The organism is Variovorax sp. V15 (assembly GCF_041154425.1).
Lineage (GTDB): Bacteria > Pseudomonadota > Gammaproteobacteria > Burkholderiales > Burkholderiaceae_C > Variovorax > Variovorax guangxiensis.
This window is the reverse complement of sequence record NZ_AP028659.1, coordinates 5,716,868-5,735,978: the sequence shown is the minus strand read 5'-3', so window position 1 is coordinate 5,735,978 and position 19,111 is coordinate 5,716,868. Positions and strand designations below refer to the sequence as shown.

Sequence of the window (19,111 nt, the reverse complement as noted above, 5' to 3'; positions counted from 1 at the left end):
CGGGATGCGAATCCGCTTTACCAAGATGCAGGGAGCCGGCAACGATTTCGTCGTGCTGGACGAAACGCGCGGCACGCTGGGCCTCAGCGCCGCGCAATACCGCTTTCTGGCCGACCGCCATTTCGGCGTCGGCGCCGACCAGATCCTCACCGTGCGGCCCTCGCCGGGCGAAGGCATCGACTTCCAGTACGTGATCCACAACTCCGACGGCGGCGAGGTGGAGCAGTGCGGCAACGGTGCGCGCTGCTTCATGCGCTTCGTCAGCGAACACCACCTGACCGAGAAGAAGCAGGTGCGCGTTCAGACCCTCTCCGGCGTGATCGAACCCCGCATGGGCGCCGACGGCCGCGTCACGGTCGACATGGGCGCCCCCATCTTCGAACCCGCCCGCGTGCCCTTCGACCCCGCCGGGCTCGACCCGCAGGTCGAGGGCGGGTGGCACAAGTGGCATCTGGCCCTGGGCACCCACGCCGGCAGCGCTATCGTTTCCGTAGCCGTGCTCTCGATGGGCAACCCGCACGCGGTGCAGGTGGTCGACAACGTCGACATCGCCCCGGTGGCGGAGCAGGGCCCGCAGATCGAGCACCACCCGCGCTTTCCGCAACGGGTGAATGCCGGGTTCATGCAGGTGGTCGACCGATCCAGCATCAGGCTGCGGGTGTTCGAGCGCGGCGCCGGCGAAACGCTGGCCTGCGGCACCGGCGCCTGCGCGGCGGTGGTGGCGGGCATCCGCCTCGGGCTGCTGGATCGCCGCGTGGACGTGCAGACCCACGGCGGCGTTCTCACGATCGAGTGGCAGGGGGAGGGCCAGCCGGTGCTGATGACCGGACCAGCCGTCACGGTCTTCGAGGGAGACATCGAGGTGCCGGAGCTGCCATGACCCACTTCACGAGCAACAACAACGACGCCAACGCCATGAACCCGATCACCGAAGACGACATCGCCAACTACCTGGCGAACACGCCCGACTTCTTCGAGCGCCATGCCCAGCTGCTGGCGCAGGTGCAGCTCACCAGCCCGCACGGCAACCGCGCCGTGAGCCTGCAGGAGCGCCAGGCCGAGATGCTGCGCGAGAAGATCAAGGCGCTGGAGCATCGCCTGATGGACATGATGCGCCACGGCACCGAGAACGTCGTGATCGCCGACCGCCTGCAGCGCTGGACCACGGGCCTGCTGACCACGCGCGACCCGCGCAGCCTGCCGTACCGCATCGCGGTCGACCTGCAGTCGCTCTTCCTGGTGCCGCAGACGGCCATCAAGGTGTGGGATTGCGGCAGCGAATACCTCAACGAGGCCTACGCCCAGTGGGTGAGCGACGACGTGAAGGCGCTGGCCACCTCGCTGACCTCGCCCTACTGCGGGCTCAATTCGGGCTTCGAGGCCTCCAGCTGGCTGCCCGAGCCGCAGGCCGCGATGTCGATCGCGCTGATTCCGCTGCGCCCCGGCCCCGAGTCGCCGGCCTTCGGCCTGCTGGTGCTGGCCTCGCCCGACGCGCAGCGCTTCAACGCCGAGATGGGCACCGACTTCCTGGAGCGCATCGCTGAGCTGGCCTCGGGCGCGCTCTCGCGGCTGCGTCCTTGAAACGTCCGCGCTGGTTGCGGCGGCCCTGGCAGGTCGTGCTGGCCGGTGGGCTGGCGGCTATGGCCCTCGTGTACGCGGCCATCGGTGCATTCATCTGGCGGCATTCCGAGGACTTGCTCGCGAATCCGCCCCGGCGGCAGGCCGATGCAGCGCTGGTGCTCGGCAGCCGGGCGTACCTCGACGGCAAGCCGCACCCGTGCCTGACCGGCCGGGTCGACACGGCCCTGGCGCTGGCGAAGGCCGGGCTGGTCAGGCAACTGGCTTTCTCGGGCGGCGTGGATTCCGAGGACAGCCGCATCGAGGCCATCACGATGGGCGAACATGCGATCGCCTCGGGTTTCACCGGGCCGATGGTGCTGGAGCCCGCATCGACCTCCACGCGGCTGAACCTGTCGCTGTCGCGCCCGCTGCTGCTGGCGGCGGGGGTGCGCAGCGTGGTCATCGTGTCGGAGCCCTTTCATCTGTGGCGCGTCGAGCGTCTCGTGAACATGAGCGGCTTCGACAGAAGCTTCGACGTGCAGTACGCCGCGGCGCCCACTTCCTGCTGGCAGGCGCTCGGGCCCTTCTCCAAGGGCGCGTTGCGCGAGCCGGCGGCCATCATCAACAATGCCGCCCATGGCTACCTCTTCTGAGCCGGTCGCATCCGTTCCGCCAACTCCCACGGACTGGATCGAGAGATACCTGGAGCACGTGCGCGTCGAACGCCAGCTCGCGGCGCGCACGGTCGAGCTCTACGCCTTCCACCTGCAGTCCCTGCGCGAGCACGCCGCCGAGGCCAAGCTGCCGCTGGACCGGGTGCAGACCGCCCACATCCGCCGCTGGATGGCGCAGCTGCACAGCGCCGGGCGCGAGCCGCGCGGCATCGCGCTGGTGCTGTCGTGCTGGCGCAGCTTCTATCGCTGGCTGGGGCATGAGGGGCTGATCGGCTTCAACCCGGTGCAGGACGTGCACGCGCCCAAGGCCGGCCGGCCGCTGCCCAAGGCGCTGGGCGTGGACGACGCGGTGCGGCTCGCCGAGCTGTACGACCCCGAGGCCGACCCATGGACCGAGGCGCGCGACGGCGCCATCGTCGAAGTGCTCTATGGCTGCGGCCTGCGCGTGAGCGAGCTCACGGGGCTCGATGCGCAGGCCAGCGGCACGGCGCGCGGCTGGGTCGACCTGGACGCGATGGAGGCCAGCGTGCTCGGCAAGGGCAGCAAGCGCCGCATCGTGCCCATGGGCAGCAAGGCGGCCGAGGCGCTGCGCGACTGGCTCGCGGTGCGCGGCGATTGCCCCGGGCTGACCACGGCCCGGCTGCGCGATCCGCAGGCGGCGGCCGCGCTCTTCATCAGCGCCAAGGGCATGCGGATGTCGTCGCAGGCGGTGTGGAAGCTGCTGCGCGAGCGCAGCCTCAAGGCCGGCCTCGCGGCGCCGGTGCATCCGCACATGCTGCGCCACTCCTTCGCGAGCCACGTGCTGCAGTCCAGCAGCGACCTGCGCGCGGTGCAGGAGCTGCTGGGCCACGCCAACATCGCGACCACGCAGGTCTACACGCGGCTGGATTTCCAGCACCTGGCCAAGGTGTACGACGCGGCGCATCCGCGGGCGAAGGCCAAGCCCGAGAACAACAAGTAAGCAAACGGAAAAAATGAAAACCCTTCGCCTCAAACCCGGCAAGGAGCGCTCGCTGCAGCGTCGTCATCCCTGGGTGTTCGAATCCGCCATCGCGCGCGGCGGCGCCGATTCCGGCGAGACGGTGCGCGTCGAGTCGCACGACGGCGCTTTTCTCGCGTGGGCTGCGTTCAGCCCCGCTTCCAAGATCCGCGCGCGGGCCTGGAGCTTCACCGAGACGCAGCGCATCGACGCCGCCTTCCTCGCCTCGCTGTGCGCACGAGCCGTGGCCGCGCGGGGCCTGTTCGATCTGCAGAGCGACGGCGTGCGGCTGGTGCATGGCGAGGCCGACGGCCTGCCGGGGCTGATCGTCGACCGCTACGGCGACACGCTGGTGGCGCAGTTCCTTTCGGCCGGCGTGGAGCGCTGGAAGGGCGTGCTGGCCGATGCGCTGCTGAAGGCCACGGGCCTTTCGAAGCTCTACGAACGCTCCGACGCCAGCGGCCGCGAGCGCGAGGGGCTGAAGCCGGTCACGGGCTGGCTGCGCGGCGAAGGGCCAACCGAGAGGCCGACCGAGATCGTCATTCGCGAGCACGGCTGGAAGCTCTCCCTGGACATCGCCACCGGCCACAAGACCGGCTTCTACCTCGACCAGCGCGACAGCCGCCAGCGTTTTGCCGAGCTGGCGCAGCACCGTCGATTCAGGCGCGTGCTGAACTGCTTCTGCTACACGGGCGGGTTCACCGTCGCGGCGCTGGCGGGGCTCAAGGCCGCGGGCGCGCTCGAGGGCGCGCAGCTGGTGTCGGTCGATTCCTCGCTGCCGGCGCTGGAGCGCGCGCGGGGCCATCTGGCGCTCAACGGCTTCGATGCCGCCGGAGGGCAGGGCATCGAGGCCGAGTTCCTCGACGCCAACGTCAACACCGTGCTGCGCGAGTTCATCGACCAGGGCCGCACCTTCGACGCCATCGTGCTCGATCCGCCCAAGTTCGCGCCCACGGTGGCGCATGCCGAGCGGGCCTCGCGTGCCTACAAGGACATCAACCGGCTGGCGCTCAAGATCCTGGAGCCGGGCGGGGTGCTGCTGACCTTCTCGTGCTCGGGCGGCATCAGCGCCGACCTGTTCCACAAGATCGTGGCCTCGGCGGGGCTCGACGCGGGCGTGGACGGCTACATCGCCGAGCGGCTGGGCGCGGCGCCGGACCACCCGATGACCATCGAATTCCCTGAAGGCGAGTACCTGAAGGGGCTGGTGGTGGTCAGGAAGCCCGCCTGAAGCAGGCTTGACCCTGCCGCCAACGCAACTCAGTGGCATTGGCTAAACTGCCGGGCCGCGCCTTCCACGGCCCCCATTTCCCGTTTTCCGCATCCGGAGCACTTTCCCCATGGCCCTCATTCCAGCGACCATCCTCACCGGCTTTCTCGGCTCGGGCAAGACCACGCTGCTCAAACGCATCCTGACCGAGGCCCATGGCCAGAAGATCGCGGTCATCGAGAACGAGTTCGGCGAGGAGAACATCGACAGCGACATCCTCGTGACCGAGTCGAAGGAGCAGATCGTGCAGATGAGCAACGGCTGCGTGTGCTGCACCATCCGCGAAGACCTGCGCGAGGCGCTGCAGCTGCTGGCCGCCAAGAAGCGCCAGGGCCTGCTCGACTTCGACCGCGTGGTGATCGAGACCACCGGCCTGGCCGACCCCGGCCCCGTGGCCCAGACCTTCTTCATGGACGACGAGATCGCGGAGAGCTACCTGCTCGACTCGATCCTCACGCTGGTCGACGCCAAGCACGCGCCGCAGCAGCTCAACGACCGCCAGGAAGCGCGCCGGCAGGTGGGCTTCGCCGACCAGATCTTCATCAGCAAGAGCGACCTGGTCTCCGCCGAGGAGACCGACGCGCTGATCCACCGCCTGAAGCACATGAATCCGCGCGCGCCGCAGCAGAAGGCGCATTTCGGCGAGGTGCCGCTCAAGGACATCTTCGACCTGCGCGGCTTCAACCTGAACGCCAAGCTCGACATCGACCCCGACTTCCTCAAGGAAGACGACCACGACCATCACGACCATGACCACGCGCATGGCGAGCACTGCGACCATCCCTCGCACAAGCATGAAGGCCATGGCCACCATCACCACGTGGACGACGACGTCAAGAGCTTCGTCTACAAGGCCGATCGTCCGTTCGATCCGGCCAAGCTGGAAGACTTCCTGGGCGCGATCGTCAACATCTACGGCCCGCGCATGCTGCGCTACAAGGGCGTGCTGAACATGAAGGGCACCGAGCGCAAGGTGATCTTCCAGGGCGTGCACCAGCTGATGGGCAGCGACCTGGGCCCGGAATGGGGCAAGGACGAGGCGCGCCAGAGCCGCATGGTGTTCATCGGCATCGAGCTGCCGCGCGAGATCCTGGAACAGGGCCTGGAGCAATGCCTGGTCTGACCTGAAGAGCCGCCGAAGGCTTCCTGAAGCAAACAAAAACGGCGCTGGCCCGCGAGGCCAGCGCCGTTTTCCGTTGGGGCAGGGCGGCTTACTTGCCTGAGCCGTTCATGCCGGGCGCTCCGCCCAGCGGCTGGCCGTTGACCTTCAGGTTGCCCTCGCTGAACTCGACCTGGGTGGTGACGTCGTCACCGTCGCGCTTCACGAAGCCGCTCTGCTCGCCCTGTTCGACCAGGCCGGCCACCATTTCGGGCGGCGGCGTCTGGCCGCTCTCGGCACCAGTCTCGGCCAGCTTCTCCAGCCACTTCATGGGCAGCCGCGCGTGGGCCTTGAGCACGCCGCGCTTCATCATCAGCGCCGTGCCCGGCAGTTGCAGGTCTTCGTCGGTCACGCCGGCCATGCCGGCCGAGTAGCCGAGTTCGGCGCGCTTGCCGTCGATTTCGACCACGAGCTTGTCGATGCCGGCCTCGGGCGCGTACTTGGCCATGGCCTTGAGGTCGGGCGTGAGCTGCTCGGCCAGCGCCTGCATGGCCGCCTGGGACGCCTTGCTGCCGCCCTTGCCGCAGCCGCTGGCGGCGCTGGACTGCATCCAGGCATCGGCCAGCTTCCTGTAGCCGGCGCCGTGGATGCGGCGGGCGCCGCTGGTCAGCTCGAACTTGTCGATCTTCGTCTCGCCGATCTTGCCGGTGCCCTTGAGGGTGCCGGTGGAGGCGTAGAGGCCGTCCTTCATGGTCGCGTCGCCCACGAGGTCGATGTTCTGCAGCACGACTGCCGGCAGCGCCTTCGGCGGCTCCGAGCCGTCCTCTGCCGCTTTCTTCCTGACGGCGAACTCCAGCGTGTCGAGCCGGCCCTCGGTCTTGCCGGTGGCCAGGAACCAGCCGGCGCTGCTGTCCATGTCGGCCTTGGCGGTGAGCTTGCCCATCTTCATGGTCACGCCGCGGCGCAATTCGTTGAAGTCCAGGCCGGGCATGCTCAGGTCGTAGTGCGCCTGGGTGCGTGCGGCGTTCACCTGCACGCGGGCCTGCAGGCCCTGCCAGTCGAGGCGGCCCTTGCCGTCCTCGGCCAGCTTGACGGGCGCGACCGTCAGGTCGCTCGTGAAGCCGCCATCGAAGCCGACCTTGGTGCGGGCCGACACGGGCTTGGCCTCTCCGAAGAATTTCTTCGCCTCGGCCTGCGCCTTGTCGTCGAGCACCAGTTCGCTGTCGATGACGGCGGCCGCCAGCGTGCCGCCGGCCAGCGGGCCGTGGTGGATGGTGTCGCGGATGGTCAGGCGCAGCTGCTTCGGCGGCTTGATGGCGGGGGTATCGTCTTCCTCGCCGTCTTCCTTTTCCTCTTCGTCCTGGCCAGCGGTGGGCTGGCTGGCGGCCGGCGCGGCCGCGTCGGCCGCGCAGCCGATTTCCAGCGTGACGGTGCTGACGGCGCCCAGGAAGCCGCGTTCGTACTTGCGCTCGGTCACGCGCACCAGCGCGGTCTGCTTGGGCAGCTCGTCCAGCGCGGTGTCGTAGCGCGACTTGATCTGCGACCCGGCCCACCAGGTGCTGCCGCCGTAGGCGGCGGCGATGGCCGCGGCCAGGACTCCCAAAACTGCTTTCTTGTTCAAGGCTTGTTGCTTTCTTGTGTCTGTCTTGCGATTGATCGGAATGATCGGATAGGCCCCCTGCGCCATATGGACAAGGGCCGGGGCCCGCGCGCCGCCCCCTCCGGCGGCGCCGGGCGATGCTAACGGAGTCGGACGACGCGCCGGAACATGTCCCGCGGCTTCGAGTTCTCTATACAATCGCGCGCCTGTTTCGCAAGCCACGTCCTGCTCCCAAGGACAAGATGTGACTTCCGGCACGGGGCGCCGTACGTTTCTGGCGGGCTTTCGGGGGTATAACCCCGGGGTTCGCCACTTGGCGGGCACCCCGACAACGGGAGCCTGCGCGGCCTGGAGGCTGCAGGAGGCTCCCATGGGAGGAGACACCCAGTGAAAGCGCGTTCCAGTTCGTCAAAGGAGCCAGTCACCGTGAAGAAACCCGCCGCCAAGGCCACGCCAGCAACCAAGCCCGCCGCCAAGAAGGCGCCGGCTGCGAAGCAGGCTGTACCCGCGGCCAGGAAGGTTTCCGGTCCCGCGACCAAGGAGAAGAGCGCACCGTCCAAGAAGCCCGCAGCACCACCGGCCAAGGCCGCGAGCGCTGCGACCAAGAAGTCCGCCAAGCCTGCAACTGCCGCCACGAAGACCGCGGACGCCGGCTCATCGTCATCCAAACCCGTCGGCCGTCCTGCGGCTGTTTCCTCTGTCCCCCCGATCCCCATGAAAAAAACGGCTGCCGCCTCCACTTCCGCCCCGGCGACACCCTCGATGCCCGCTCAAACAGCCACGCCCGCTCCCGCCGCGCGTGGTGGCCGCGTGTCCCGGCTGTCGCAACTGACCGTCCCCTCGATGCCGCAATCGGTGGCGTCGACGGCCGCCAAGTCCACCTTCTCCCAAAGCCATTCCAACGCGCTGGTGCCTCCGCCGCCCCTCGCCATCAAGAAAGACCCGAAACTGGCCAACAACTGGAAAACCAAGTCGCCCGCGGAACTGAGCGATGCCGAAGTCATCGCCATGCCCGACGACGAGTACATGAACGAGAAGCAGATGGCGTTCTTCCGCCTGAAGCTCGAAGAACTCAAGCGCGGCATCCTCGAGAACGCCGGCGAGACCACCGAGCACCTGCGTGAAGACACGGTAGTCGTGCCCGACCCGGCCGACCGCGCCACCATCGAGGAAGAACATGCCCTCGAGCTGCGCACCCGCGACCGTGAGCGCAAGCTGCTCAAGAAGATCGAGCAGTCGATCCAGCGCATCGACGCCGGCGACTATGGCTACTGCGACGAGACCGGCGAGCCCATCGGCGTCGGCCGCCTGCTGGCCCGCCCGACCGCGACGCTTTCGCTCGAGGCGCAGCAGCGCCGCGAACTCAAGCAGAAGATGTTCGGGGACTGAAGCCAGCACAAGGTAGATAAAAGCCAGCGTCTTCGATAGCCTCCGCCGAATGCCAAAGGAAGATTCGGGCCGCCTTCTTTCAAAGGTGGCCAAGTTTGTCCGCAATCCCCTGAAGGATTGGTCGGAGCTGGACGCGCCTTCCTCCGCCAGTTCGGCCTCCGATTCCTCGCTGCCCGCGCAGACCTACAGCCGGGAGATGCTCAAGGAGATGATCGAGCGGCGCCAGCGCAACGATTTCGTTCGCCGGCGCGAGTTCGACATGCTGCGCAAGCTGCGCCAGCGCGAGGCCGCGGCGCACGCCTTCGAGGCGACGGTCACGCCGTCTTCGTTCAACGTCAACAGTTCCTCCGAGAGATCGGAGGGCCGCGCGCTCACGCTCAAGAAGATCGACGAGATCGAGCAGCAGATGTCGCAGCAGTGGTGGAAGGGGCGCGGGCCGAACGGCGAGGTGCTGGTCAATCCGCCGCCCGAAGCCGGCGCCGAGACCCTGCCGCCGGTGGACACCGACGAACTGCTGTCGGAGCCGGCTCCGCCGTCCCTGGCGGTGGAGGCGGCACAGGTCGCCGGCGAGGCCGGCGCAGCGCCGGCCGTCGCGGCCAGCGTGCCGCTGCTGTCGTCGCGCCTGGCGCACGACGGCGCGCTCGAGGAAGCGGTAATCCGTTTCGCCCACGGCGACGACACCGGCGCCGAAGCGATCCTGCTGCAGGCGCTGGCTTCGCCCCCCGACAGCGTGTCGCCGGTCGAAAGCGCGACCGACGCAGCCTCCGAGCGCGACGACAACCGCTGGCGGGCTCTCTTCGACCTGTACCGCGCGACCGGCGACGCCGCCAAGTTCGCTGCCGCCCGCATGCGCTATGCGCAGCGCATGCGGCGCATGGGACCCGACTGGGTCTCGCTGGAAGAGCTGGCGCGCAGCGTCAAGGCCGTCACGGCGAGCGAAGAGGCTGCCGGCATCGCCGAAAGCGGCGCTCCCGCCGACTGGACCTGCCCCACGCGCCTCGCGCGCGAAGGCCTCATGGACCTCACCCGCGCGCTGTCGAAGGCGGGCTCGGTGTGGACGCTTGACTGGCGTGGCCTGCATGCCATCGAACCCGAGGCCGCCGCGCCGCTGCGCGTGCTCTTCACCCACTGGGCCGATTCGCCGGTGCAACTGCGTTTCATGGGCTCGTCGCAGCTGCTGGCCGTGCTGTCCGAGGCCGCGCCCAACAACGAGCGCGGCACCGACGACGTCTGGTGGCAACTGCACCTCGCGGCGCTGCGCATGATGCACCTGCCCGATGACTTCGAGCTGGTGGCGCTCAACTACTGCATCACCTACGAGGTGTCGCCGCCCGCCTGGGCAGACCCGAAGGGCGAGTGCACCACGCTGGCCGCGCCGCCTGCCAGCCGGCCCAGCTCGGTGTGGTCGCTGCTGTCGGTCGGCGGCGATTCGGAGAGTTTTCCTTCCACCGACAGCGGTTTTGCCGCGCTGGCGGGCGACCTGCGGGGCGAGTCGCTGTCGAACTGGCAGCGGCTGGACCACGACCTGCGCCACACCACGGCGCCGGTCATCTCGTGCGCGGCGCTGCTGCGCATGGACCTCGCCGCCGCAGGCACGCTGCTGAGCTGGGTGCGCACGCGCGACGCCAACGGCGAGCGCGTGCAGTTCGTCGACGTGCACCGGCTGGTTGCCGCGCTGTTCAATCTGGTAGGCATCGCCGATCACGCCACGGTGGCCGTTAGGAAAAACTGAAACCCGCACCGCCTTGCGGCGGTTGCATTGCCGCCGCGCACCCCCAGATGGCTGCGATGGAACAGTTTCACGGCACCACCATCGTGAGCGTGCGCCGCAAGACCCCCCAGGGCGACCAGGTCGCCATCGGCGGGGACGGGCAGGTCACTCTCGGCAACATCGTCATCAAGGGCTCGGCGCGCAAGGTGCGCCGGCTGTATCACGGCAAGGTGCTTGCCGGCTTCGCGGGCGCCACGGCGGACGCCTTCACGCTCTTCGAGCGTTTCGAGGCCAAGCTCGAGAAGCATCAGGGGCACCTGACCCGCGCCGCGGTCGAGCTCACCAAGGACTGGCGCACCGACCGCGTGCTGCGCAAGCTCGAAGCCATGCTCGCGGTGGCCGACGCCACCACCTCCCTCATCATCACCGGCAATGGCGACGTGCTGGAGCCCGAGGACGGCGTTATCGCCATCGGCTCGGGCGGCGCGTACGCCCAGTCGGCGGCCAAGGCGCTGATCGAGAACACCGAGCTTTCGGCCGAGCAGATCGTGCGCAAATCGCTGGCGATCGCCGGAGAAATCTGCATTTACACGAACATGAACCATACGGTGGAAGCGCTCTGACCATGTCCATGACCCCCCAGGAGATCGTCTCCGAGCTCGACAACCACATCGTCGGCCAGCCGGCAGCCAAGCGCGCCGTGGCCATCGCCCTGCGCAACCGCTGGCGCCGCCAGCAGGTCGACGACAAGCTGCGCCACGAGATCACGCCGAAGAACATCCTCATGATCGGCCCCACGGGCGTGGGCAAGACCGAGATCGCCCGCCGCCTCGCGCGACTGGCCGACGCGCCCTTCATCAAGGTCGAGGCCACCAAGTTCACCGAGGTGGGCTACGTGGGCAAGGACGTCGATTCGATCATCCGCGACCTCGCCGAGATCGCCGTCAAGCAGACGCGCGAGGCGGAGAGCGTGAAGGTTCGCGCGCGCGCCGAGGACGCAGCCGAAGAGCGCATCCTCGACGTGCTGCTGCCGCAAGCGCGCAGCGCCGACGGCACCTCCACCGCGACCGACACCAGCAACGCCACCCGGCAGGCCTTCCGCAAGAAGCTGCGCGAGCACCAGCTCGACGACAAGGAGATCGAACTCGACCTCGCCGAAACCCGCGCGCCGCTGGAGATCATGGGCCCGGCCGGCATGGAGGAAATGACCGAGCAGCTGCGCGGCATGTTCGGCCAGATCGGCGGCGGCAAGCGCAAGATGCGCAAGCTCAAGATCGCCGAGGCGCTGCGCCTGCTCACCGACGAGGAGGCCGCCAAGCTGGTCAACGAGGACGAGATCCGCACGCAGGCGATCGCCAACGCAGAGCAGAACGGCATCGTCTTCATCGACGAGATCGACAAGGTCGCCACCCGCAGCGAAGCCCAGGGCTCCGACGTGTCGCGCCAGGGCGTGCAGCGCGACCTGCTGCCGCTGGTGGAGGGCACGGCCGTCAGCACCAAGTACGGCGTGGTGCGCACCGACCACATGCTGTTCATCGCGAGCGGCGCCTTCCACCTGAGCAAGCCCAGCGACCTCATTCCCGAGCTGCAGGGGCGCTTTCCGATCCGCGTGGAGCTGCAGTCGCTCTCGGTGGCGGACTTCGAGAGCATCCTCACGCAGACGCGCGCCTCGCTGGTGAAGCAGTACCAGGCGCTGCTCGCCACCGAGGGCGTGACGCTCGAATTCACGCCCGAGGGCGTGAACCGGCTGGCCACCATCGCCTTCGAGGTGAACGAGCGCACGGAGAACATCGGCGCGCGCCGTCTGTCGACCGTGATGGAGCGCCTGCTGGATGAGGTAAGCTTCGACGCGACCCGCCTCGAAGGGCAATCGATCCGCATCGATGCCGCCTATGTCGACCAGCGCCTTGCGGCACTAAGTCACGACGAAGACCTTTCGCGCTTCATCCTCTGAAGCCGCTTCCCTCTCCCCCTGTAACGGGGGAATCCTTCACGCATCACTTTCACTGCGTGAGCTAAGTACTTCATTTTCAACGAAATTCGCCGATTCCAAGGATTTGGAATCGGCGCTAAGTCGTTGATTCCATTACAAAAAATAGCCCAAACGGCCAGTTGCTTCCGAAGTGTTTCCTGCTACAGTGCAAAAAAGTGCAGTTAAGTGGGAAAAAGTGCGGGTAGTGCCCCTTTCGGGTGCCGCAGCACTCCCAACACAGGGGTTTCGTGGTCGTGTTTCAAGGCGCTTCATCGCTCAGTCTGGATGCCAAGGGGCGGCTCTCCGTGCCGACCCGGCATCGTGACGTCCTGAGCGCGACGGCAGGCGGCCAGCTCACGATCACCAAGCATCCGCACGGATGCCTGATGGTGTTCCCCCGTCCCGAATGGGAAAAATTCCGCGAGCGCATCGCCGCGCTGCCGATGTCGGCGCAGTGGTGGAAGCGCGTCTTCCTGGGCAACGCCATGGACGTCGAGATGGACGGCACCGGCCGCATCCTCGTGTCGCCCGAGCTGCGCGCGGCGACCGGCATCACGCGCGAGACGCTGCTGCTGGGCATGGGCAACCACTTCGAACTCTGGGACAAGGCCACCTACGAGGCCAAGGAGGCCGAGGCTACCCAGGGCGAGATGCCGGACGTATTCCAGGACTTCGCGTTCTGAGGGGCCCCGTGAACACGCCCTGGACCCACACGACCGTCTTGCTCGGCGAGGCGGTGGAAGCTCTTCTATCCGGCAGCGCCGCAGCTGCCGGCACCTACGTGGACGCCACCTTCGGAAGAGGAGGGCACGCGCGCGCGATCCTCGCGCGGCTGGCGCCGGAGGGCAGGCTCATCGCATTCGACAAGGATGCGGAAGCAGTGGCCGAAGCAGCGCGCATCTCGGATGCGCGTTTTTCCATCCGCCACCAGGGATTCCGCTCGATCGGCGAGCTACCCGACGCGAGCGTCGCCGGCCTGCTCATGGACCTGGGCGTGAGCTCGCCGCAGATCGACAACCCGGTGCGCGGTTTCAGTTTCCGTTTCGATGGCCCGCTCGACATGCGCATGGACACCACGCGCGGCGAGAGCGTGGCCGAGTGGCTGGCAACGGCCGAACTACAGCAGATTGCAGAGGTGATCCGTGACTATGGCGAAGAACGGTTTGCTGTTCAGATTGCAAAGGCGATTGTTGCTCGCCGACAAGAACGGGGCCCAGTTTCAACCACCACCGAACTGGCCGAGCTCGTGGCTGGCACGGTCAAAACCCGCGAGCCGGGCCAGAACCCTGCAACGCGCACATTTCAGGCTTTTCGGATTTTCATCAACGCCGAGCTTGAAGAGCTGCAACAGGCGCTAGAAGCCAGCCTGTCCATCCTGAAGCCCGGGGGGCGGCTGGCGGTCATCAGCTTCCACTCGCTGGAAGACCGCATCGTCAAGCAGTTCATAGCGAAGCACTCCAAGGAGGTCTACGACCGCCGCGCGCCGTTTGCCGCGCCCAAGGTCATGAAGCTGCGCGCGCTGGAGCGCATCAAGCCCTCGGAGGCCGAGGTGAGCGGGAACCCGCGGGCGCGCAGTGCCATTCTTCGCGTGGCAGAACGCACGGAGGCCGCATGAGCGCCGCCCGGCTGTCCGAAGGCGCTCGCCCCCTCGCTCGCGAGGGAGTTGGCGGAGCCACGCAGTGGTGCAGCCTGGGGGAGGTTCACTAGCCATGGCCCGGATCAACCTTCTCCTGCTGATGGCCGTCATTGCGACGGCTTTGTACCTTGTGCACACCCAGTATCTGTCGCGCCAGCTCTATACCGAGCTCGACCGCGTGCAGCAGGATGCCCGCCGCCTCGAGACCGAGCGCGACCGCCTGCAGGTCGAGAAGCGCGCGCAGGCCACGCCGCTGCGCGTGGAGAAGCTCGCCAAGGAGCAGCTGCAGATGCGCACCACCTCCCCGGCGATCACGCAGTACGTGCGCCCTGACGGCTCCGTGATTCCCGCCGTCGCACCGGTGGCGCCGACGCCCCCCACCACAGGCAAGCCGGCCGCCAAACCTGCGGCCAGGCCGGCCGCAACCGCAGCGAGGGCCGCGCGATGACCCGGGGCAACCGCAGCGTCCGCTACACCACCAGCCCCCTGCTTGCGAGCAAGACGCCGGTGTGGCGCAGCAAGCTCATCGTCGCCGGCATCGCCTTCGGCTTCCTGGTGCTGGCCGGCCGGGCTGCCTACGTGCAGGTCATCGGCAACAGCTTCTTCCAGCGGCAGGGCGAGGTGCGCTTCGCGCGCACGCTGGAGCTGCCGGCCAACCGCGGCCGCATCCTCGACCGCAACGGGCTCATCCTCGCATCGAGCGTGGTCGCGCCCAGCATCTGGGCCATCCCGGAGGACATCGAGCGCGACGACCCCGAGGTGCGCGCCAAGCTCAAGCAGGTGGCCAAGCTGCTGGAGATGCCGCAGAAGGACTTCGACAAGAAGCTGGAAGACGAGGACAAGACCTTCGTCTGGATCAAGCGCCAGGTCGACGAGCCCATCGCCAAGCAGATCGCCGCGATGAACCTCAAGGGCATCTACCAGCGCAAGGAATACAAGCGCCAGTACCCCGAGGGCGAGGCCGCCGCGCACGTGGTGGGCTTCACCAACGTGGAAGACAACGGCCAGGAAGGCATCGAGCTGGCCTTCAACAAGGACCTGGCCGGCAAGGCCGGGTCGCGCCGCGTCATCAAGGACCGCCTGGGCCGCGTGGTCGAGGGCGTGGGCGAGACCGTGCCGCCGCTGGACGGCAAGGACATCCAGCTCAGCGTCGACAGCAAGGTGCAGTTCTTCGCCTACCAGAAGCTGCGCGACGCCGTGACCGCGCGCAAGGCCAAGGCCGGCAGCGTGGTGGTGCTCGATTCCGTCACCGGCGAGGTGCTGGCGCTGGCCAACTACCCGAGCTACGTGCCCGACAAGCGCCAGAACCTCACCGGCGAGCAGCTGCGCAACCGCGCGATCACCGACACCTTCGAGCCCGGCTCGACCATGAAGCCGATCACCGTGGGCATGGCGCTGGAAGCCGGCCGCGTGAAGCCCTCGACCTTGATCGAAACCGGCCCCGGCCGCTACCAGATCGGCGGCTTCACCATCAGCGACACGCACAACTACGGCACGCTGACAGTCGAGGGCGTGATCCAGAAGTCGAGCAACGTCGGTGCGCTCAAGATCGCCCAGAAGATGACCCCGCACGAGATGTGGGACACCTACACGGCGCTGGGCTACGGCCAGAAGCCGCAGATCCAGTTCCCCGGCGCCGTCACCGGCCGGCTGCGGCCCTGGAAGACCTGGAAGCCGGTCGAGCAGGCCACCATGGCCTATGGCTACGGCCTGTCGGCGTCGCTGTTCCAGATGGCGCATTCGTACACCGCGTTCGCACACGACGGCTCGCTCATTCCGGTGACCATTCTGAAGAACTCCGAGCCGCCGGCCGGCGTGCGGGTGTTCTCGCCGTCCAACGCACTGGCGGTTCGCAAGATGCTGCAGATGGCTGCCGGCCCCGGCGGCACGGGCACGCGCGCGCAGACGGTGGGCTATTCGGTCGGCGGCAAGTCGGGCACGGCCCACAAGCAGGTCGGCAAGGGCTACGCCAGCAACAAGTACCGCGCATGGTTCACCGGCATGGCGCCCATCGAGAAGCCGCGCATCATCGTCGCGGTGATGATCGACGAGCCGAGCGACGGCCAGTATTTCGGCGGCCTCGCGGCCGCTCCCGTGTTCAGCGAGGTCGTGCAGCAGACGCTGCGCATGATGAACGTACCGCCCGACCTGGCGGTCAAACCGCTTGTGATGACGCAGGGCGTCGACGAGAGCTTCTGAACATGCTGACCTTCACTTCCCCCCAACTGGTCGCCGCATGGCTGAAGGAGCGCGCGCCGAACGCCGCGCTGCACGCCGACAGCCGCGCCGTGGGCGCGGGCGACGTCTTCATCGCCTGGCCGGGCGCCGCCACCGACGGCCGCAAGCACGTGGCGGCCGCGCTGGCGCAGGGCGCCGCCGTCTGCCTGGTGGAGCACGAGGGCGTCGAGCCCTTCGGCTTCGACCAGGACGAATACCGCGAGCGCATCGTGAGCTACCCCGGCCTGAAGGCCGCCACCGGCCCGATCGCCTCGGCCTTCTACGACAACCCCTCGGCCCTGCTCGAAGTGCTGGCCGTGACGGGCACCAACGGCAAGACCTCCACCGCATGGTGGCTGGCCGAGTCGCTCTCCACGCTGCGCGCGGCGGGCGGAGTGCGAGTGATGAAGCCCGACGGCACCATGCAGCGCGACGCGCCGTCGCCCTGCGCCGTGATGGGCACGCTGGGCATCGGCGTGCCGCCCGAGCTGACCTACACCGGCCTGACCACGCCCGACCCGGTGATGATGCAGCGCGAGCTGCGCGCGCTGGTCACGAACGGCTTCGGCGCCTGCGCCATCGAGGCCTCGTCCATCGGCATCGCCGAGCGCCGCCTCGACGGCGCGCAGATCGCCGTGGCCGTGTTCACCAACTTCACGCAGGACCACCTCGACTACCACGGCAGCATGGACGCCTACTGGCAGGCCAAGGCCGAGCTGTTCCGCTGGCCCGGCCTGCGCGCCGCGGTGATCAACATCGACGACACGCACGGCGCCAGCCTGTGCGCGAACCTGATCGACGCCGGCATCGGTGCGCTCGACGTCTGGACCGTCTCGGCCGCCGGCAAGCCGGCCCGCCTCATGGCGCGCGACATCGGCTACGACGCGCAGGGCCTGCAGTTCTCGGTGGCCGAGCACGGCACGGCTGCCGTGGAGCGCCTGTCGACGGGGCTCATCGGCCAGTACAACGTGTCCAACTTGCTGGGCGTGCTCGGCACGCTGCGCGCGCTGGGCCTCACGCTCGCCCAGGCCGTGGCCGCATGCGCCAACCTCACCAGCGTGCCCGGACGCATGGACCGCGCCGGCACCGGCGAAGGCGCCCCGCTGGCCGTGGTCGACTACGCCCACACGCCCGATGCGCTCGACAAGGCGCTGATCGGCCTGCGCCCGCTCGCAAAGCAGCGCGGCGGCGCACTGTGGTGCCTGTTCGGCTGCGGCGGCGACCGCGACCCGATCAAGCGCCCGATGATGGCCGCCGTCGCCGAGCGCCAGGCCGACCGCGTGATCGTCACCAGCGACAACCCCCGCAGCGAAAAGCCCGACGCGATCATCAGCCAGGTGCTGCGCGGCTTCTCGCGCCCCGACGCGGCGCAGGTGCAGCCCGACCGGGCGGCAGCCATCGCCGACGCCATCGCGCAGGCTGCGTCGCAAGATGTGGTGCTGATCGCCGGCAAGGGCCACGAGGCCTGGCAGGAAATCGCCGGCCAGCGCATCGAGTTCTCGGACAAGGCCCATGCGCTGCAGGCGCTGGCGAAGAGGGGTGCCTCGGCATGAGCGGCATCACGACACCCCTGGACATCACCCTGGCCCGGATCCAGCAATGGATTCCGGGTGCTCGCCTCGTGGGCGACGGCTCCATCGTCATCGCCCGCGTGCACACCGACACGCGCACGCTCGCGCCCGGCGACCTGTTCGTCGCGCTCAAGGGCGAGCGCTTCGACGCCAACGATTTCCTGGCCGATGCGAAGAAGCAGGGCGCCGTGGCCGCCATCGCGCACCACGGGCTGGAGGCCGCGGGTCTCGCCGGCCTCGAGGTGCCCGACTCGCTGGTCGGGCTGGGCGCGCTCGGAGCGGGCTGGCGCGCGCAGTTCGACCTGCCGCTGATCGCGGTGACGGGCAGCAACGGCAAGACCACGGTCACGCAGATGATCGCGGCCGTGCTCTTCGCCTTCCGGGCCGAGCGCTCGCTCGCCACGGCCGGCAACTTCAACAACGAGATCGGCGTGCCGCTCACGCTGCTGCGCCTGCGCGCGCAGCACCAGCGCGCGGTGCTCGAGCTGGGCATGAACCACCCAGGCGAGATCGCGCGGCTGGCGGCCATCTCGCGCCCGACCATCGCGCTGGTCAACAACGCGCAGCGCGAACACCAGGAATTCATGGCCACCGTCGAGGCGGTGGCCATCGAGAACGCCGCCGTGTTCGCCGTGCTTCCGGAAGACGGCACGGCCGTCTTTCCCTACGGCGACGAGTTCACCTCGCTGTGGACCGACATGGCGCACGACGGCGGTTCGCGCCGCTGCCTGACCTTCGGCGAGCACGAGGATGCCGACATCTCGCTGCAGCACGCCGAATGGAAGCAGGGCGCCTGGGCCGTGAGCATCCGCACGCCGGTGGGCGCCTTCGACGCGCGGCTGCACATCGCGGGCCGGCACAACGTCGTCAACGCGCTCGCCGCCACGGCCTGCGCGCTCGCGGCGGGTGTGTCGCTGGAAATCATCGGCGCCGGCCTCTCGGCCTTCGAGCCGGTCAAGGGCCGCTCGCGCGCCAGCGAAGTCGCGCTGCCCGGTGGCCATGCGATCACGCTGGTCGACGACAGCTACAACGCCAACCCCGATTCGGTGATCGCCGCCATCGACGTGCTCGCCGCCCTTCCGGGCCCGCGCTTGCTCGTGCTGGGCGACATGGGCGAGGTGGGCGACCGCTCGCCCGAGTTCCACGCCGAGGTCGGCGAGCATGCCCGCGAGCGCGGCATCGAGTCCGTCTACACGCTGGGCGACGCGACGTCGCACACCGTCGCGGCCTTCGCCGGTGCCGACGGACACCATTTCAAGGAGTTCGACGCGCTGAGCGCGGCCGTGCTCGCACGCCTGCCGCAGGTCGGCAGCGTGCTCGTGAAAGGATCGCGCTTCATGAAGATGGAGCGCGTGGTGCAGGTCGTCGAGGCGCAGGCACAACTACAACAACCACAACAACAAAAGGAGGCCGGTCATGACGCATGAGCCGCG

17 protein-coding genes are annotated in these 19,111 nt (G+C 68.4%); 16 read left to right on the top strand and 1 reads right to left on the bottom strand.

Annotated elements, in window-relative coordinates:
- Positions 1 to 4 precede the first annotated feature (4 nt).
- The 6 genes from dapF (at position 5) to ACAM57_RS27245 (ending at position 5,606) form a co-directional block, all read left to right on the top strand.
- Complete coding sequence (dapF, locus tag ACAM57_RS27270) at positions 5 to 880, top strand: diaminopimelate epimerase (RefSeq protein WP_369659603.1); 876 nt, start codon at positions 5 to 7, stop codon at positions 878 to 880.
- Entirely contained in the window at positions 877 to 1,581 is a 705-nt protein-coding gene (locus tag ACAM57_RS27265; RefSeq protein WP_184634711.1) for a DUF484 family protein, read from the top strand. Before dapF ends, ACAM57_RS27265 begins: the two co-directional genes overlap by 4 nt.
- Positions 1,578 to 2,213: a YdcF family protein gene (locus ACAM57_RS27260; RefSeq protein WP_184634713.1), complete on the top strand. Its 636-nt coding sequence runs from the start codon at positions 1,578 to 1,580 to the stop codon at positions 2,211 to 2,213. The genes ACAM57_RS27265 and ACAM57_RS27260 overlap by 4 nt, the downstream gene beginning before the upstream one ends.
- Positions 2,197 to 3,195, top strand: a complete 999-nt coding sequence (locus ACAM57_RS27255; RefSeq protein WP_369659602.1) for a tyrosine recombinase XerC — start codon at positions 2,197 to 2,199, stop codon at positions 3,193 to 3,195. Before ACAM57_RS27260 ends, ACAM57_RS27255 begins: the two co-directional genes overlap by 17 nt.
- Positions 3,196 to 3,208: 13 nt before the next feature.
- A complete protein-coding gene (locus ACAM57_RS27250) occupies positions 3,209 to 4,444 on the top strand; it encodes a class I SAM-dependent rRNA methyltransferase (RefSeq protein WP_369659601.1) in 1,236 nt (411 codons plus the stop codon).
- Positions 4,445 to 4,553: 109 nt separating this feature from the next.
- Complete coding sequence (locus tag ACAM57_RS27245) at positions 4,554 to 5,606, top strand: GTP-binding protein (RefSeq protein WP_126021422.1); 1,053 nt, start codon at positions 4,554 to 4,556, stop codon at positions 5,604 to 5,606.
- A gap of 88 nt (positions 5,607 to 5,694) precedes the next feature.
- On the opposite strand, the gene ACAM57_RS27240 is transcribed toward ACAM57_RS27245, so the two are convergent.
- Positions 5,695 to 7,203, bottom strand: coding sequence for a YdgA family protein (locus ACAM57_RS27240; protein WP_369659600.1), 1,509 nt, complete (start codon positions 7,201 to 7,203; stop codon positions 5,695 to 5,697).
- Positions 7,204 to 7,608: 405 nt separating this feature from the next.
- Between ACAM57_RS27240 and dksA the strand changes: the two genes are divergently transcribed.
- From dksA to murF, 10 genes are all read left to right on the top strand, one after another.
- The gene (dksA, locus tag ACAM57_RS27235) at positions 7,609 to 8,571 is read left to right on the top strand and encodes an RNA polymerase-binding protein DksA (protein ID WP_240650570.1); all 963 of its coding nucleotides are present in this window, start codon (positions 7,609 to 7,611) and stop codon (positions 8,569 to 8,571) included.
- A gap of 49 nt (positions 8,572 to 8,620) precedes the next feature.
- Positions 8,621 to 10,303 (top strand): STAS domain-containing protein, encoded by a 1,683-nt coding sequence (locus ACAM57_RS27230; protein ID WP_126021420.1) that lies wholly within the window; start codon positions 8,621 to 8,623, stop codon positions 10,301 to 10,303.
- A 56-nt stretch (positions 10,304 to 10,359) separates the two neighbouring features.
- A complete protein-coding gene (gene hslV / locus ACAM57_RS27225) occupies positions 10,360 to 10,905 on the top strand; it encodes an ATP-dependent protease subunit HslV (RefSeq protein WP_019656748.1) in 546 nt (181 codons plus the stop codon).
- Between the two features lie 2 nt (positions 10,906 to 10,907).
- Complete coding sequence (gene hslU, locus ACAM57_RS27220) at positions 10,908 to 12,236, top strand: ATP-dependent protease ATPase subunit HslU (RefSeq protein ID WP_126021419.1); 1,329 nt, start codon at positions 10,908 to 10,910, stop codon at positions 12,234 to 12,236.
- Between the two features lie 272 nt (positions 12,237 to 12,508).
- The gene (gene mraZ, locus ACAM57_RS27215) at positions 12,509 to 12,937 is read left to right on the top strand and encodes a division/cell wall cluster transcriptional repressor MraZ (RefSeq protein ID WP_081270207.1); all 429 of its coding nucleotides are present in this window, start codon (positions 12,509 to 12,511) and stop codon (positions 12,935 to 12,937) included.
- Positions 12,938 to 12,945: 8 nt separating this feature from the next.
- Positions 12,946 to 13,869, top strand: a complete 924-nt coding sequence (gene rsmH, locus ACAM57_RS27210) for a 16S rRNA (cytosine(1402)-N(4))-methyltransferase RsmH (RefSeq protein WP_369659599.1) — start codon at positions 12,946 to 12,948, stop codon at positions 13,867 to 13,869.
- 94 nt (positions 13,870 to 13,963) lie between these two features.
- Entirely contained in the window at positions 13,964 to 14,338 is a 375-nt protein-coding gene (ftsL, locus tag ACAM57_RS27205) for a cell division protein FtsL (RefSeq protein WP_369659598.1), read from the top strand.
- Positions 14,335 to 16,089, top strand: a complete 1,755-nt coding sequence (locus ACAM57_RS27200; RefSeq protein ID WP_126021416.1) for a penicillin-binding protein 2 — start codon at positions 14,335 to 14,337, stop codon at positions 16,087 to 16,089. Before ftsL ends, ACAM57_RS27200 begins: the two co-directional genes overlap by 4 nt.
- A gap of 2 nt (positions 16,090 to 16,091) precedes the next feature.
- Positions 16,092 to 17,660, top strand: a complete 1,569-nt coding sequence (locus ACAM57_RS27195) for a UDP-N-acetylmuramoyl-L-alanyl-D-glutamate--2,6-diaminopimelate ligase (protein WP_369659597.1) — start codon at positions 16,092 to 16,094, stop codon at positions 17,658 to 17,660.
- Positions 17,657 to 19,105: a UDP-N-acetylmuramoyl-tripeptide--D-alanyl-D-alanine ligase gene (gene murF / locus ACAM57_RS27190; protein WP_369659596.1), complete on the top strand. Its 1,449-nt coding sequence runs from the start codon at positions 17,657 to 17,659 to the stop codon at positions 19,103 to 19,105. The genes ACAM57_RS27195 and murF overlap by 4 nt, the downstream gene beginning before the upstream one ends.
- Positions 19,106 to 19,111 lie beyond the last annotated feature (6 nt).

Bases quoted from the DNA above. Each gene is read 5' to 3' on its own strand.
- hslV (WP_019656748.1), top strand. From the start codon at position 10,360: ATGGAACAGTTTCACGGCACCACCATCGTGAGCGTGCGCCGCAAGACC.
- ACAM57_RS27195 (WP_369659597.1), top strand. From the start codon at position 16,092: ATGCTGACCTTCACTTCCCCCCAACTGGTCGCCGCATGGCTGAAGGAG.
- ACAM57_RS27255 (WP_369659602.1), top strand. From the start codon at position 2,197: ATGGCTACCTCTTCTGAGCCGGTCGCATCCGTTCCGCCAACTCCCACG.
- ACAM57_RS27230 (WP_126021420.1), top strand. From the start codon at position 8,621: ATGCCAAAGGAAGATTCGGGCCGCCTTCTTTCAAAGGTGGCCAAGTTT.
- ftsL (WP_369659598.1), top strand. From the start codon at position 13,964: ATGGCCCGGATCAACCTTCTCCTGCTGATGGCCGTCATTGCGACGGCT.
- ACAM57_RS27200 (WP_126021416.1), top strand. From the start codon at position 14,335: ATGACCCGGGGCAACCGCAGCGTCCGCTACACCACCAGCCCCCTGCTT.
- hslU (WP_126021419.1), top strand. From the start codon at position 10,908: ATGTCCATGACCCCCCAGGAGATCGTCTCCGAGCTCGACAACCACATC.
- ACAM57_RS27245 (WP_126021422.1), top strand. From the start codon at position 4,554: ATGGCCCTCATTCCAGCGACCATCCTCACCGGCTTTCTCGGCTCGGGC.
- ACAM57_RS27250 (WP_369659601.1), top strand. From the start codon at position 3,209: ATGAAAACCCTTCGCCTCAAACCCGGCAAGGAGCGCTCGCTGCAGCGT.
- murF (WP_369659596.1), top strand. From the start codon at position 17,657: ATGAGCGGCATCACGACACCCCTGGACATCACCCTGGCCCGGATCCAG.
- ACAM57_RS27265 (WP_184634711.1), top strand. From the start codon at position 877: ATGACCCACTTCACGAGCAACAACAACGACGCCAACGCCATGAACCCG.
- dapF (WP_369659603.1), top strand. From the start codon at position 5: ATGCGAATCCGCTTTACCAAGATGCAGGGAGCCGGCAACGATTTCGTC.